Source organism: Streptantibioticus parmotrematis, assembly GCF_019890615.1.
In the GTDB taxonomy this organism is placed as follows: Bacteria; Actinomycetota; Actinomycetes; order Streptomycetales; family Streptomycetaceae; genus Streptantibioticus_D; species Streptantibioticus_D parmotrematis.
The window spans coordinates 120,618-135,466 of sequence record NZ_JAINVZ010000020.1 but is presented as its reverse complement, the minus strand read 5'-3'; the positions used below and the strand labels follow the sequence as shown (position 1 = coordinate 135,466).

Here is a 14,849-nt window from a genome sequence, read left to right as displayed (position 1 = left end):
GCGTTACGGCAGCAAAAGCTACGCCACCGTATTCCTCGTCAATTTTGTTCGTCCGCCTCGGATTTCAGCTGGTGCCCGAGCCGACAGGCCTGCGGTCAGCGATTCTTGAACTCCTCCAGTGCTGCCCTGACCGTGTGCTTCATCGCCTCACCTCCGACGTGTCCCGAGTCGTCGAAGATGTGCAGCCGTGCGTCCGGCCAGGCCTTCGCCAACTCCCATGCTGTTTGCGGTGGGCAGCCCATGTCGTGCCGGCCGTGGACCAGGACTCCGGGGATTCCGGCGAGCTTGTGGGCGTCGCGCAGGATCTGGTCCTTCTCCAGCCACGCGCCGTTGCTGAAGATGTGGGAGCAGATCCGTACGAACCCGATCTGTGCGTCGACGTCGCGGTCGCTGTACATGCCGGGACTGCCGTTGGGTTCATGGGAGATGACCGCGTCCTCCCAGGTGAGCCAGTCGGCGGCGGCCTTTTCGCGGATCGCGCGGTCGGGGTTCTCCATCAGGCGTGCGTAGGCGGCCAGGAGATCGCCGTCCCGTTCGTCCTCCGGGACGCCGTCGCGGAATCGGTCCCATGCCTCGGGGTGGAAGCGCCCGGCGCCCCGGTAGAGCCAGTCGAGTTCGGCGGGGCTGGATGTCGTCACCGCCTGGATGACGATCTCGGTGACCCGTTCGGGGTGCTGCTGCGCGTAGGCGAGGCCGAGCGTCGAGCCCCAGGAGGCGCCGTTGACCAGCCACTTGTCGATGCCGAGGTGCTCGCGCAGGCGCTCCATGTCGTCGATGAGGTGCTGCGTGGTGTTGAGGCTCATGTCCGCCGCGGGGTCGCTGGCGTGCGGGGTGCTGCGGCCGCAGTTGCGCTGGTCGAAGCGGACGAGGCGGTAGCGCTCGGGGTCCCAGGCCTGCGTCGGCCGTTGGGCGGTGCCCCCGCCCGGACCGCCGTGGACGTGCACCGCGGGCTTGCCGACGGGGTTGCCGAGCTGCTCGTAGTGCACGCGGTTGCCGTCCCCGGTGTCGAGGAAGCCTTGGTCGTAGGGGGAAGTGGGCTCGTAGAGGTCAACCATGAGCGGCGAGCCTAGACCGGGGCCCTGCTCCGGTTCACTTCGTTTTGCCCCAACCCCCCATCATGTCAACGGCGTTGGGACCGACCTGATAGACAAAGCCGGCTCGACAGGTAGAGCCGGTCCGACAGGCAGACCGTCCCGACACGCGAAAGGGACCGGTCGCGGGGGCGCACCGGCCGAAGCCGTCGTTCCCCGCGACCGGTCCCCTTGCACGATCCCTCTGACGAGGTGCACGGGCGCTGACGAAGCTGACGAAGTCGTCCCGTCACCCGGTGGGCCGGGTCGGCGCGGCGGCCCGGATCAGTTCGACGTCCAGGGACTCCTTGCGGATGCGCTGGTCGAGGTAGAGCAGGACGCTGACGCCCGCGCTGAACGGGAACGTCAACGTGGCGCCGACGACCGTGCCCAGGCCGGTGATGATCAGATAGGGCCAGCCCGTCGTGCCGCCGCCGCTCGTGACGGACGCGACCATCGAGAACGGGATCCCGATGATCGAGGTGACCACGAGCGTCAGGAGAACGGACAGGAGCTGGACGCCGAAGACCCGCCACCACGTGCCGCGTACCAGCCTGAACGACCGGGCGATCGAGGTGAGGACGCCCTGGCGCTCCAGCATCAGCGCGGGCGACGCCAGGCACAGGCTGACCAGCAGCCAGACCGCGACGACCGTGCCGACGAGGACGCCGAGGGCGATGAAGCCGGCGCCCGCGTCCCCGTTGCCGAGCAGGGCGACCGCGGTGCCGGGGGCGACCGACACCGCCAGGACCGCCCCCGCGATGAGCGGGAGCAGCAACGTCAGTCCCAGCAGCCGCGGCACCTGGGGCCTGGCGTCCCGCCACGCTTCGTTCGCGTCGGTCGCGCGGCCGAGGACGGCGCGGCTGACGATCATCGTGAGCATCGCGGTGGCGACGATCTGGCCGAGGACGCTGATCACCGACGCCAGGAGGCCGCCGGCGAGGGTGTCGCCGACGGCGTGCACCATGTCGTGCAGCGTCGGGTCCGGGGTCGAGCGCAACGCGTCAACGCCCTCGCCGTGGTCGAAGAAGAACCCGTTGACCAGCGTGGACGCGGTGACGGTCAGGAGGGCGACGACGAGCGAGATGCCGAAGACCGTGCGCCAGTGGATCCGCATGGTGGCGATCGCGCCGTCGAAGATCTCGCCGACGCCCAGCGGGCGCAGCGGGATCACGCCGGGCTTCGGCGCGTACGGGGCCTGGCGCCAGGGCGGAACCGGGCCCGGGCCCTGCCCGGACACGCCGCTCCAGCCCCAGCCCTGCGGCGGCGGTGCGCCCCAGCCGCCGTTGCCGTACCCGGACGGCGGCTGGGTGTAGCCGGGAGCCGGCGGGGGCGGAGGCGGCGGGACAGGGCCGGAAGAGGTGCCCGAGGGCGTGCCGGGGCCGTTCCACCGGCCGGGCGGAGGCTGGTTCGGCGACCAGTTGGGCGGCACGGGCGGCACGTTCGGCACGGGTGCTGTGGGCGGCGTGGGTGGTGCCGGAGGCGCGTCGGCCTGGTCGCCTTGACCGCCCTTGTCGGACCGGTCCGGCGCGCCCGGCTGATCCGGCACGCCGGGCTGATCGGGCAGGCCGGGCTGGTTCGGCTGGTCCGCCGCGGGCGGGGTCCCGGCCGGCGTCGTCGTGGGATCCGACGAGTCGGCGGGGGTGGATCCGGGCGAAGCCCAGCCCGCAGAGTCGTTCATCGATGCTCCTTCGTGGCGGCGCCTCTCGCCGCGGCGCGTCAGGACCGTCCGTCCGGGGCCCTCGTGTGGCCGTCGGTCCGCGGCCATCGTGTCATGGGGCCCATCGCGCCGTGTCGGGCCGCCCGGTCCCGGGCAGCGTGCCATGTCGGGCCCGCCCGGTCCGGGGCATTCTGCTGACGGGGTGCGGCAGGGCAGACTGGGCGGATGGATGATCAGTCCGTCACACCCCAGGCCAATGATCAGCTCCGCGGTGTCCCGGCTCTGTCCGCCGCGCTGCGATGGGAGGAACCGCCCGAGGGTCCCGAGGGCGCCGTCCTCGTCCTGCTCGACCAGACCCGATTGCCCGCCGAAGAGGTGGAACTGGTCTGTACGGATGTCCAGGCGCTCGTCGCGGCGATCAGCACGCTCGCCGTGCGGGGCGCGCCGCTGCTGGGTCTCGCGGGCGCGTACGGCGTCGCGCTGGCGGCCGCTCGCGGCTACGACGTGGACGAAGCCGCCGCGCTGCTGTCCGGCGCCCGCCCCACGGCCGTCAACCTGAGTCGGGGCGTACGCCGGGCGTACGACGCGTACCGTGCCGCGCTGTCGGCGGGGGCGGACGTGCCCGCGGCGACCGCCGTCGCGCTGTCCGAGGCCCGCGCGCTGCACGCCGAGGACGCCCGCGCGAGCGAGAGCATGGCGGCGCACGGCCTCGCCCTGCTGGAACGGCTCGTCCCGGGCGGCGGCTACCGCGTCCTGACGCACTGCAACACTGGTGCGCTGGTCTCCGGAGGCCGGGGCACCGCGTTCGGCGTCGCGCTCGCCGCGCACCGGGAGGGCAGGTTGCGGCGGCTGTGGGTGGACGAGACGCGTCCGTTGTTGCAGGGTGCGCGGCTCACGGCGTACGAGGCGGCCCGCGCCGCGATGCCGTACACGCTGCTGGCGGACAACGCGGCCGGGTCGCTGTTCGCGGCGGGCGAGGTGGACGCCGTGCTCGTCGGGGCGGACCGGATCGCCGCGGACGGCTCGACGGCGAACAAGGTGGGCACCTACCCGCTGGCGGTGCTGGCCCGGCACCACGGCGTCCCGTTCGTGGTGGTCGCGCCGACGACCACGGTGGACCCTGCGACGCCGGACGGTGCGTCGATCGAGGTCGAGCAGCGCCCGGGCCACGAGGTCACCGAGCTGCCCGGAGCGGCCGTTCCCGTCGCCCCGCTGGGCACGCAGGCGTACAACCCGGCCTTCGACGTCACCCCGCCCGACCTGATCACGGCGGTCGTCACGGAGACGGGCGTGGCGTCGCCGGTCGACGCGGCGTCGATCGCGGAGCTGGTCGCGGGCTGAGCCACGGACTGCCGCGGGCCTGAGAACGGCCTCCCGTACGTCAGCGGCGGCGCCGGACCGTACCGGCGCCGCCGTGAAGCGGCACCCTTCTGCTTCGCCGCGAGTCAGCACGCTTCTGCTCTCGTCGCCACCGCACGTAAGTGCGCGGTAACGGACATCGCCGCACGTCATCGCAGGCCAGTGACCTGGATCACCCGGCTGCACATAACGGATGGGTAAATGGGATGATGCCTATATGAAGGGACGCGTCCTTGTCGTCGACGACGACACCGCACTGGCAGAGATGCTCGGCATCGTGCTGCGTGGAGAAGGTTTTGAGCCGTCGTTCGTGTCGGACGGCGACAAGGCTCTCGCCGCCTTCCGCGAGACCAAACCCGACCTGGTCCTGCTGGACCTGATGCTTCCGGGACGGGACGGCATCGACGTCTGCCGGCAGATCCGGGCCGAGTCCGGGGTGCCGATCGTCATGCTCACCGCCAAGAGCGACACCGTCGACGTGGTCGTGGGCCTGGAGTCGGGCGCCGACGACTACGTGATCAAGCCGTTCAAGCCCAAGGAGCTGGTGGCCCGGGTGCGGGCACGGCTGCGCAGGGCCGAGGAGCCGACGCCCGAGCAGCTGACCATCGGCGACCTGGTCATCGACGTCGCGGGCCACTCCGTCAAGCGGGACGGCCAGCCGATCGCGCTGACCCCGCTGGAGTTCGACCTGCTGGTCGCGCTCGCCCGCAAGCCCTGGCAGGTCTTCACCCGCGAGGTGCTGCTCGAACAGGTCTGGGGCTACCGCCACGCCGCGGACACCCGCCTGGTCAACGTGCACGTGCAGCGGCTGCGCTCCAAGGTCGAACGGGACCCGGAGCGTCCGGAGATCGTCGTGACCGTGCGCGGCGTCGGCTACAAGGCCGGGCCGGGCTGAGCACGGCATGCCCGCGAGCAGGGGCACCGGGATGACCGGGCCCGGGTACGAGAGCGGTCCGGTGCCGCACGAGGAGCACCGCGACGGCGACCTGCGGCATGCCCCGACGGCGGAGCACGCCCCTGCGGCCGGGCCCGGCCTCGCGGCTGACCGCGGTCAGGAGGCCGGGCGTGGCCCGGCCGCCCTGCCCGGCGCCCGGCGGGAGCCGTCCGGCTCCGCGACGCCGCCGGACGGTGGTGCCGCCGGCCGCCGGCCGACCGCTCTCCCCGGACCGCCGGAGAACCGGCACACCGACCCCCTGCTCGGTCTGCTGCCCGTCCTGCGCGCCGCCTGGCGGTGGGCGCGACGGCCGCTCCTGCCCGCCGCGCGGCTGTGGCGGCGCAACATCCAGCTACGTGTCGTCGCCACGACACTGCTGATGTCGATGGGCGTCGTCCTGCTGCTCGGCATCGTCGTGATCGGCACCGTGCGCAACGGTCTGCTGGACGCCAAGACGAAGGCGGCCCAGGGCCAGGCGCTGGGCGGCTTCAGCGTCGCGCAGGCACAGGCGACGGCCGCGGACGACCCGGGCGCCTCCGAGGACGGCTCGTCCTCCGCCTCCGGTGCGGCCGGTGCGAACGGCTCCGGGCGCGCCACGGTCGACCCCGGCACCTGGCTGACCAACCTCGTCCAGCAGCTCGCCAGCGGCGGCCAGGGCGTGTTCTACGTGGTCGCGCTGAGTTCCGACGCCGACCAGCAGCCGTACCAGTCGGACAGCCCCAGCACCCGTGGCCCGCGCGCCTCCGGTGACGTGCTGCCCGAGGAGAGCGTGCCGATGGCGCTGCGCAACGCGGTCGCGCAGCAGGGCGGCGTCTACCAGCGGGACACCAGGATCATCCGCGAGGGTGACTCGGGCGGTCAGCCCGGCCTGGTCATCGGCAAGCGGCTCACCGATTCGAGCGGTAAGTCGTACGAGCTGTACTACCTCTTCCCGTTCACCCAGGAGGAGAAGACCCTCAGCCTGGTCGAGACGACACTCGCGACCGCGGGGGTGTTCGTCGTCGCCCTGCTGGGCGCGATCGCGTGGCTGGTGGTGCGGCAGGTGGTCACGCCGGTGCGGATGGCCGCCGGGATCTCCGAGCGGCTGGCCGACGGCGTGCTCCAGGAGCGGATGAAGGTCTCCGGCGAGGACGACATCGCACGGCTCGGTGAGTCGTTCAACAAGATGGCGCAGACCCTCCAGACCAAGATCATGCAGTTGGAGGAGCTGTCGCGGATGCAGCGGCGGTTCGTCTCCGACGTCTCGCACGAGCTGCGCACCCCGTTGACGACGGTACGGATGGCGGCCGAGGTCATCCACGACAGCCGTGAGGACTTCGACCCGATCACCGCGCGCTCCGCGGAACTGCTGCAGAGCCAGGTGGAACGGTTCGAGTCGCTGCTGTCCGACCTGCTGGAGATCAGCCGCTTCGACGCGGGCGCGGCAGCGCTGGAGGCCGAGCCGATAGACCTGCGCGAGGTCGTGCGCCGGGTGGTCGACGCCGCCGAGCCGCTCGCCGAGCGCAAGGGCAGCCGCGTGCTGGTGCGCGGCGACGAGCAGCCCGTGGTCGCCGAGGCGGACGCCCGCCGCGTCGAGCGCGTCCTGCGCAACCTCGTGGTCAACGCCGTCGAGCACGGCGAGGGGCGTGACGTGGTGGTCCGGCTGGCGACGGCCTCCGGCGCGGTCGCGGTCGCCGTGCGCGACTACGGCGTCGGACTCAAGCCCGGCGAGGCGACCCGCGTCTTCAACCGCTTCTGGCGGGCCGACCCGGCCCGCGCCAGGACGACCGGCGGCACCGGCCTCGGCCTGTCGATCGCGGTGGAGGACGCCCGGCTGCACGGCGGCTGGCTCCAGGCGTGGGGTGAGCCGGGCGGCGGCTCGCAGTTCCGGCTGACGCTGCCGCGTACGGCGGGCGACGCACTGCGCGGATCGCCGATACCGCTGGAACCGGAGGACTCGCGCCGCCAGCGCAGGATCAGGGCGCAGGCATCGGCCAAGGCCGCCTCCGCGGCGACGGCGGCGCCCGCGCTGCCGTCCGCGCGGTCGCCTATACCGCAGATGCCGGGGAACCCGCCGAGGCCGCCCGCCGCCGACCCGGCCGCGTTGCCGGGCAGCGGTGCGCGGGTGGTCGGCACGCGGCCGCAGGACGCGTCCGCGCCGCAGGAGTCGGAGACGCACGAGCCGGAGACGCATGAGCCGGAGGCGCGGGCCGACGCCGTACGCGGTGAGGCCGTGAGCGGTGACGGCGCGAGCAGCGATAGCGATGTCGTGAGCGGTCAGGCCGTGAGCGGTGGCGGCGTACGGGCCGGGGGCCCCGGGGCGTCCGCGCGGGCGGGCCCCGTACAGTCGCACACCCGGCGGCAAGGACAGCCGGGCAGCAGCAGCTGAGCGGTTCCGGGGGCCGAGCGCAGGAGCCGGGGGAGGGATGAACGCGATGCCGCACACCAGGGGTGGCGCACGCCGTGCGGGCCGTGGCCCCGCGCAGCGCCGCCGCGCGCTCGCCAGGGCGGGCGCGCTGCTGGCCTGCGCCGCGCTGCTGACCGGCTGCGCGTCGATGCCCGACAGCAGTGACGTCACGAAGGTGGGCGACGAGACGCGCACCGACTCCGATCCGCAAGTGCGGGTCTTCGGTGTGCAGCCGCAGAAGAACGAGCAGCCGATGCAGATCGTCAGCGGCTTCCTCGAGGCGGTCACCAGCGACGAGGCGGACTACCAGACCGCCCGCAAATACCTGACGGGACCGGCTGCCCACTGGGACCCCTTCAGCCAGATCACCGTGGTCTCCGGCGGCCCCCGGCTGACGGTGCAGCACAACGACGCGGACCGCCTGGAGAACGGCACCACCATCGCGCTGACGGCCGACCAGGTCGCCGTGGTGGACCGCAAGCACTCCTACACGCCGGTTTCCGCCACCTACCGCACGAGTTTCCATCTGACGCAGGTGGGCGGCGAGTGGCGGATCGACGCGCTGCCGGACGGGCTGGTGCTCGGCGACTCCGACTTCCAGCGCATCTACCACTCCGTCAACATGTACTACTACGCGCAGCTCGGGACGAATCCGGAGGGGCCGGCGAAGGACGTACTGGTAGCGGACCCGGTGTACGTGCGGCGGCGGATAGACCCCGTCACCTCGTCGGTGCAGGCGCTGCTGTCCGGCCCGAGCACCTGGCTGCAGCCGGTGGTCGACTCCGCGTTCCCCGCCGGCACGACGCTGAAGGGGCAGAACCTCGCGCTGGACGACTCCGGCAGACTGCGAGTGCCGCTGAGCAGCACCGCCGAGCACGCCTCCCGCCCGAGCTGCGAACGCATGGCGGCGCAGCTGCTGTTCACCGTCCAGGACCAGTCGACGGCTCAGGTGACGTCGGTGGACGTGGAGCGCGCCGACGGCTCCTCGCTGTGCTCGATGAGCCGCGACCGCGCGCAGGCGTACGCCCCGGCCCGGGTGACCGGCAGCGGCAGCCAGCAGTACTTCGTCGACGACGACCACCGCCTGGAGAGCGTCGACCCTGACGGCGGCACCCCACAGCCGGTCGCCGGACCGTTCGGCAAGGGCCAGGCCGGGCTGGGGTCGGTGGCGGTCTCCCGTGACGAGCAGACCGCGGCGGGCGTGTCCACGGATGGACGGACGTTGTCCGTGGGGCCGCTCAACGCGTCGGGCACGCCGAAGCAGGTGGCGACCAGCGCGGCCCACTCCGCCGACGAGGGCTTCACGGCGCCGAGTTGGGACGGCCTGGGCGACCTGTGGGTGGCCGACCGCGATCCCGGCGACCCGAGGCTGCTGATGTGGCAGGACGGCCGCACCACCGAGGTGACGGTGCCGGACCTGTCGAACGGCACGATCGAGGCGGTGAAGGTCGCGGCGGACGGCGTGCGCATCGCGCTGCTGGTCAACCGCGACGGACACACCACGCTGCAACTGGGTCGCGTCGAACGCTCCGGCACGGCCACCGCACCGCAGGTCTCGGTCACCGAACTGCGCGACATCGCACCGCAGTTGGAGGACGTGCAGGCGGCGTCGTGGGCGGGGGAGAGCAGGCTGGTCGTGGTCGGCAAGCAGTCGCACGGCGTGCAGCAGCTCCAGTACGTCGACACCGACGGCTCGGCCGCGTACACCCCGACGCTGCCGGGCATCAGCAAGGTCTCGGCGGTCGCGGCCTTCGAGGACCAGACCCGCCCGCTGCTGGTCGCCTCCGACGAGGGGATGTTCCGGCTGCCGGAAGACGGCGAGTGGAAGTTGGTCTCGCAGGACGGGACGTCACCGGTCTATCCGGGCTGAGGCGGGACGCGTTCCGGACTGAGCGGGACGCTTCGAGCTGAGCGGGACGCTCCGAGCCGAGCGGGCCGTTGGGGCGGGACGTTGGGGCGGGACGTCGTCGGTCCGTCCGGGCTGAGGCGGGCGTTGGGGCTTGACGTCGCCGGTCGGCCGCCCCCGTCGTACACGTCGCAGCGCGTGCCGCCGACGTGCCCCTGGCCCCTGGCCCCGGCGCAGCCGAACCCTCTGACCTGCTGTGACCCCATCGCGCTTGTGGCTGCGGGGAGTTGTCCACAGGCGTTGTCCACAGGGCTGGTGGGGTGGGGCCCGAGTGGGCACAGTGGAGCCATGAAAGGGATGTGGCGGGAGCTGGCGGACCTGGTGCTCCCGGTCGACTGCGCGGGGTGCGGCCGGGCCGGCGGCGGTGCGCTGTGCGAGGGGTGCGACGGACGGCTGACCGGTGCGGGGGCGGCGCGCCGCGTCAGACCGGACCCCGAGCCGGCGGGTCTGCCCGAGGTGTACGCGGCCGGGGCGTACGAGGACACGGTGCGCGCCGTGCTGCTGGCCCACAAGGAGCGCGGCGCCCTGCGGCTGGCCGGGCCGCTGGGGGACGCCCTGGCGCGCGCGGTGCGTGCGGCGGGCGGGCTGGTCGCCGGTGACAGCGGGGGTGCGGACGCGCGGGTCGGCGCCGGGTCCGGGGTGCGGGCCGGAGTCCGGCGCAGTGCGGGGCCGCCGGGGCCGGGTGCACCGCTGCTGCTGGTTCCGGTGCCGTCGTCGCGGCGGGCGGTGGCGGCCCGGGGGCACGATCCGGCGCGGCGGATCGCGTTGCGGGCGGCGCGGGCGCTGCGCGGCGCGGGAGTGCCCGCGCGGGTGCTCGCGGTGCTGCGGCAGCGGCGGCCGGTCGCCGACCAGACGGGTCTTTCGGCGGCCGGGCGGATGGCCAACCTCAGCGGTGCGCTGGGCACCGTCGCGGGTGGCGAACGGTTGTTGGCGCACGGCCCGGTGGTCGTGGTCGACGACCTGATGACCACCGGTGCGTCGCTGGCCGAGGCGTCCCGGGCGGTCCGGGAGGCCGGCGGGGCGGTGTGCGGGGCGGCGGTGATCGCGGTTCCACCGCGGTCCTGGGAAGTGCCGGAGCCGGTGCGGGTGTGCGCGGGCCGGGTCTGGGCAGGCGACGGATCGCCGTACCCGGCGGTACGGCGGAGGATGGGGGACGGAGGCGGTCGACGGTGGACGTGAGACGCCACAGGACGAGGCGGGACGGTGCCGGAACCGATCGCGGACGTGCTTCGTTCCTGCTGGTACAGGGTGCTGTTCACCCGAACGGAGGTATAGCACCGCAGGGGGTGCCGACCATCACCCCAGGGGGATATGTTCGGGTATGAGGAGCGCGGAGGCTTCGTCGTAACCCTGTCGTATCCCGGTGTTCGCTAGCGGTCCCCCGGGCATTTCCCCGGGATCCCGGTGGATTCCACGCATCGCGTGGGGTGTTGATCTTCCCCTTGGGGGAAGAGGAGGTGAAAGCCGCGACCCCGCCGCTCCGGAGGCGTCCGGAGCCCGCGGATGCAGCTGTGAACGCAGTGCCGGACGGGACCGGTGCCCGCCGGCCTTAGCGCAAGGGATGTGCCCCGCGCGGCGGGGCGATCCGGGAACGGAGTTCTGCGTGGACATCGTCGTCAAGGGCCGTAAGACCGAAGTGCCCGAGCGGTTCCGCAAGCACGTCGCGGAGAAGTTGAACCTGGAGAAGATCCAGAAGCTGGACGGCAAGGTCATCAGCCTCGATGTCGAACTCTCCAAGGAGCACAACCCGCGTCTCGCCGACCGTTCCGACCGGGTGGAGATCACGCTGCGCTCCCGGGGCCCGGTCGTGCGGGCCGAGGCGGCCGCCGGTGACCCGTACGCGGCGCTGGACGCGGCGACCAGCAAGCTGGACGCGCAACTGCGCAAGCACGCCGACAAGCGGCACATGGCCCGACGCGGCGGGCGGACCGCGGTCAGTGTCGCCGCGTACACCGCGCCGCTCGCCACGCCTGCCGTGGAGGACGGTTCCGCGGGGGCGGGCGAGGTGCCCACCACGAAGGTCGGCCCGCTCGACGTCCAGGGCGACGGGCCGCTGGTGGTCCGCGAGAAGACGCACGCCGCCTCCCCGATGACCCTCGACCAGGCGCTCTACGAGATGGAGCTGGTCGGGCACGACTTCTACCTGTTCGTCGACTCGGAGCGGAACCAGCCGAGCGTCGTCTACCGGCGCCACGGCTACGACTACGGCGTCATCTACCTCAAGGAGGACCCGTCCGCCGAGCCGCCCTCGGGCGCGGGCGGCATGCTGCACCGGTGAGCCGCCGGTGATCCGACGCACGCGGTGCCCCCGGCGAGCGGCCGGGGGCACCGCCGTTCCGTGGTAGTCGGGGAGAGCGCGGGGGCCTCGGCGCAGGGGGCGCGCGGAGCGTGGAGTGCGCCGCCGACGGCCGTCAACCGGCCGCCTCCGGCTGCCGCGGAATCGCCGGTACGCCGCCCGGGCATGAAATCATGATGAGAGTCAACCGCCGGGCAGCGCAGCCGCGTTGGCCCGTCGCCGTGCGTGCGATGCGGTGGGGGACCGGCTCGAGGGGAGGGGAACCGATGCCGGACAGCTTCGATGCGGCGGCCGTCGGTGCCATGGGCGCCGCCGACGCCATCGGCACCGACGAGGGCCCGGACGGCCCGGGGACGGGCACGCGGCGCAGCGAGCCCATCAGAGTCCTGGTCGTCGACGACCACGCGCTCTTCCGGCGCGGTCTGGAGATCGTGTTGGCCGCGGAGGAGGACATCCAGGTCGTCGGCGAGGCGGGGGACGGCGCGGAGGCCGTCGACAAGGCCGCTGACCTGCTGCCCGACATCGTTCTCATGGACGTGCGGATGCCACGTCGCGGCGGGATCGAGGCGTGCACGTCCATCAAGGAGGTGGCCCCGAGCGCGAAGATCATCATGCTGACGATCAGCGACGAGGAGGCCGACCTCTACGAGGCGATCAAGGCCGGAGCCACGGGCTATCTGCTCAAGGAGATCTCCACGGACGAGGTATCGACCGCCATCCGCGCGGTCGTCGACGGCCAGTCGCAGATCAGCCCGTCGATGGCGTCCAAGCTGCTCACCGAGTTCAAGTCGATGATCCAGCGCACCGACGAGCGCCGCCTCGTCCCGGCCCCCCGGCTCACCGACCGGGAGCTGGAGGTGCTCAAGCTGGTCGCGACCGGCATGAACAACCGCGACATCGCGAAAGAGCTGTTCATCAGCGAGAACACCGTCAAGAACCACGTGCGCAACATCTTGGAGAAGCTCCAGCTGCACTCCCGGATGGAGGCCGTGGTGTACGCGATGCGGGAGAAGATACTGGAGATCCGCTGAGGCGCTCGCCCGCCTCTCCGGCTGTCCGCGTGCCCACCCCTCCGGCCGACCCCGCACGGGCCTGTCCGGCGCTCGCGCTCCCCGCATCACCGTCGCGATCGGACGTGCCCCGGCGGATTTCGGCCAACCGTGAGCCGGTCCCGCCCCCGGCTCAGGACCCTCCCAGCTCCGTGATCAGGGCCTCCTTCAGTCGCGCGTCGTCCACCTGCTCGACGCGTACCGCCTCGCACCCCACCCACGCGGCGGCCTCGCGCAGCGCCTGGGCCATCGGCTCGACCGCCCGGGGACCCGCCATCGACAACTGCCGCGCCACGAGCGTATCGCCCTCGCGGGCCGGGTCGACGCGGCCGATCAGCCTGCCGCCCGACAGCAGCGGCATCGCGAAGTACCCGTGGATCCGCTTGGGCTTCGGCACGTACGCCTCGAGGCGGTGGGTGAAGCCGAAGACCCGCTCCGTGCGGGCGCGGTCCCACACCAGGGAGTCGAACGGGGACAGCAACGTCGTGCGGTGACGGCCGCGCGGCGCCTCCCGCAGCGCCGCCGGGTCGGCCCAGGCGGGCTTGCCCCAGCCCCGCACCTCGACCGGGACCAGCCCCGAGTCGGCGATCACCGCGTCGACCTGGGCGCCGGTGAGCCGGTGGTAGTCGGCGAGGTCGGCGCGGGTGGCCACCCCCAGCGAACGCCCGGCCAGCGCGACCAGGCGCCGCACGCACTCGGTGTCGTCCAGGTCGTCGTGGAGGAGCGCGCCGGGCACGGCACGCTCGGCGAGGTCGTAGACCCGCTTCCAGCCGCGCCGCCGGACGCACACCACGTCACCGGTGTCCAGCAGCCATTCGACCGCGATCTTCGTCTCCGACCAGTCCCACCACGGTCCGCCGTTCTTGGCGCCGCCCAACTCCGTGGAGGTGAGCGGGCCTTCGGCGGTCAGGCGCTCCAGGACCGCGGCGCACGAGCGGTCGGCGTCCGCCATCACGTGCCAGCGGTGGCCCCGGGCCCGGCGGGCGCGGCGGCGGAACGCGAAGTGCGGCCACTCCTCGATGGGCAGCACGCACGCGGCGTGCGACCAGTACTCGAAAGCGTGATTCCCGCTCCAGTACGCCTCCTCCACGGCCTCGCGGCCCACGGCGCCGAGGCGGGCGTACGGGATCAGCTCGTGCGAGCGGGCCAGCACCGAGATCGTGTCGAGCTGCACCGCGCCCAGCGAACGCAGCACGCCGCGCACCCCGGCCCGCCGGTCCGGCGCCCCGAGCAGGCCCTGCGCGCGCAGCGCGATGCGGCGGGCCTCGTCGGCGGACAACTCGGTGCGCGGGGGCGGCAGCGTCGGCGTCGTCGTCATGGCCCTCAGCCTAGGAGCCACCACTGACAACGCCGGCCCGCGGCAAGGCCGCACCGCCCGACCGGCCACACCACCACCTCGCCGCCGTCAGTCCCGTTCGTACGGCAGGTACGCGGTCCCGGAGGCCAGGCCCAGGTCGGACGGCAGCAGGGCGGCGGTCCATATGTCGCGGCGGGTGCCGCCGTGCAGGGCCTTGGCGCGCTGCGTGCCCTCCATGCGGAAGCCCGTCTTGAGGGCCACCGCCCGGGACGCGGCGTTGCCCGCCTCCGCGTGCCACTCCAGGCGTTCCACGCCCAGGTCCGTGAAGGCCCAGCGGATGACCGCCCGGGCCGCCTCCACGGTGTAGCCGCGACCGCGCTGCTCCTTGGCCGTCCAGTAGCCCAGCTCCGCCTGACGTTCCGGCGCCCGCAGCAACGCCAGCCGCACCAGCCCCATCGACCCCACGAGTTCGCCACCGCCGCGGGTGAAGACCCCGAAGTTCAGCAGCGACTCGTCCTGCCAGCCCCGCTGGGAGGTGGCGACGAAGGTGTCGGCGTCGGCACGGGAGTAAGGGGACGGCACGGTGGTCCAGCGCGGGATCTCCGGGTCCTGGCAGGCCAGGTGGAGCGCGTCGGCGTCGGCGGGGCCGAGGGGGCGCAGCAGCAGTCGTTCCGTGGTGAGCGTTACCGGTTCCATCCAGGAAGTATTCCTGAGCGCCCGCGCCCGCCGACACCGGATATCCCAGCCCGCCGACACCCGAGATCCGCGCCCGCCGACACCGGACATCGCTGTCCCCCGGCACGCCGCGCGAGCGACCCCGGGCACGCCACGCGAGCGTCCCCCGACGCACCGCGCGAGGGCGCGCGCGTCACCGTACGGAGTGATGGAACGC

General features: G+C 73.1%; 11 protein-coding genes. 7 read left to right on the top strand and 4 right to left on the bottom strand.

Features of this window, described 5'->3' with window-relative positions; genetic code table 11:
• Positions 1-95: 95 nt before the first annotated feature.
• Both pip and K7472_RS24795 read right to left on the bottom strand, forming a co-directional pair.
• Positions 96-1,055, bottom strand: a complete 960-nt coding sequence (pip, locus tag K7472_RS24800; RefSeq protein WP_222980760.1) for a prolyl aminopeptidase — start codon at positions 1,053-1,055, stop codon at positions 96-98.
• Between the two features lie 265 nt (positions 1,056-1,320).
• Positions 1,321-2,751 carry a DUF7847 domain-containing protein gene (locus tag K7472_RS24795; protein WP_222980759.1) on the bottom strand — a complete coding sequence of 477 codons (1,431 nt, stop codon included), beginning with the start codon at positions 2,749-2,751 and terminating at the stop codon, positions 1,321-1,323.
• A 204-nt stretch (positions 2,752-2,955) separates the two neighbouring features.
• Here K7472_RS24795 and mtnA point away from each other — a divergent pair, with 204 nt between their 5' ends.
• From mtnA to K7472_RS24760, 7 genes are all read left to right on the top strand, one after another.
• On the top strand, positions 2,956-4,071 hold the full coding sequence (mtnA, locus tag K7472_RS24790; protein WP_222980758.1) for an S-methyl-5-thioribose-1-phosphate isomerase: 1,116 nt from the start codon (positions 2,956-2,958) through the stop codon (positions 4,069-4,071).
• A 235-nt stretch (positions 4,072-4,306) separates the two neighbouring features.
• Positions 4,307-4,984 (top strand): two-component system response regulator MtrA, encoded by a 678-nt coding sequence (gene mtrA / locus K7472_RS24785; protein WP_109446831.1) that lies wholly within the window; start codon positions 4,307-4,309, stop codon positions 4,982-4,984.
• 7 nt (positions 4,985-4,991) lie between these two features.
• A complete protein-coding gene (mtrB, locus tag K7472_RS24780) occupies positions 4,992-7,391 on the top strand; it encodes an MtrAB system histidine kinase MtrB (protein ID WP_252396172.1) in 2,400 nt (799 codons plus the stop codon).
• Positions 7,392-7,428: 37 nt separating this feature from the next.
• Positions 7,429-9,279 (top strand): LpqB family beta-propeller domain-containing protein, encoded by a 1,851-nt coding sequence (locus K7472_RS24775; RefSeq protein WP_252396171.1) that lies wholly within the window; start codon positions 7,429-7,431, stop codon positions 9,277-9,279.
• A 324-nt stretch (positions 9,280-9,603) separates the two neighbouring features.
• Positions 9,604-10,494, top strand: coding sequence for a ComF family protein (locus tag K7472_RS24770; protein WP_222980757.1), 891 nt, complete (start codon positions 9,604-9,606; stop codon positions 10,492-10,494).
• 424 nt (positions 10,495-10,918) lie between these two features.
• Positions 10,919-11,593, top strand: coding sequence for a ribosome hibernation-promoting factor, HPF/YfiA family (gene hpf, locus K7472_RS24765; RefSeq protein WP_372458047.1), 675 nt, complete (start codon positions 10,919-10,921; stop codon positions 11,591-11,593).
• A gap of 284 nt (positions 11,594-11,877) precedes the next feature.
• The gene (locus tag K7472_RS24760; RefSeq protein ID WP_222980755.1) at positions 11,878-12,642 is read left to right on the top strand and encodes a response regulator; all 765 of its coding nucleotides are present in this window, start codon (positions 11,878-11,880) and stop codon (positions 12,640-12,642) included.
• Positions 12,643-12,793: 151 nt separating this feature from the next.
• Here K7472_RS24760 and K7472_RS24755 read toward each other — a convergent pair whose 3' ends face one another.
• Positions 12,794-13,978: a winged helix-turn-helix domain-containing protein gene (locus K7472_RS24755; RefSeq protein ID WP_222980754.1), complete on the bottom strand. Its 1,185-nt coding sequence runs from the start codon at positions 13,976-13,978 to the stop codon at positions 12,794-12,796.
• Between the two features lie 87 nt (positions 13,979-14,065).
• Complete coding sequence (locus K7472_RS24750) at positions 14,066-14,653, bottom strand: GNAT family N-acetyltransferase (RefSeq protein WP_222980753.1); 588 nt, start codon at positions 14,651-14,653, stop codon at positions 14,066-14,068.
• Between the last annotated feature and the right edge of the window lie 196 nt (positions 14,654-14,849).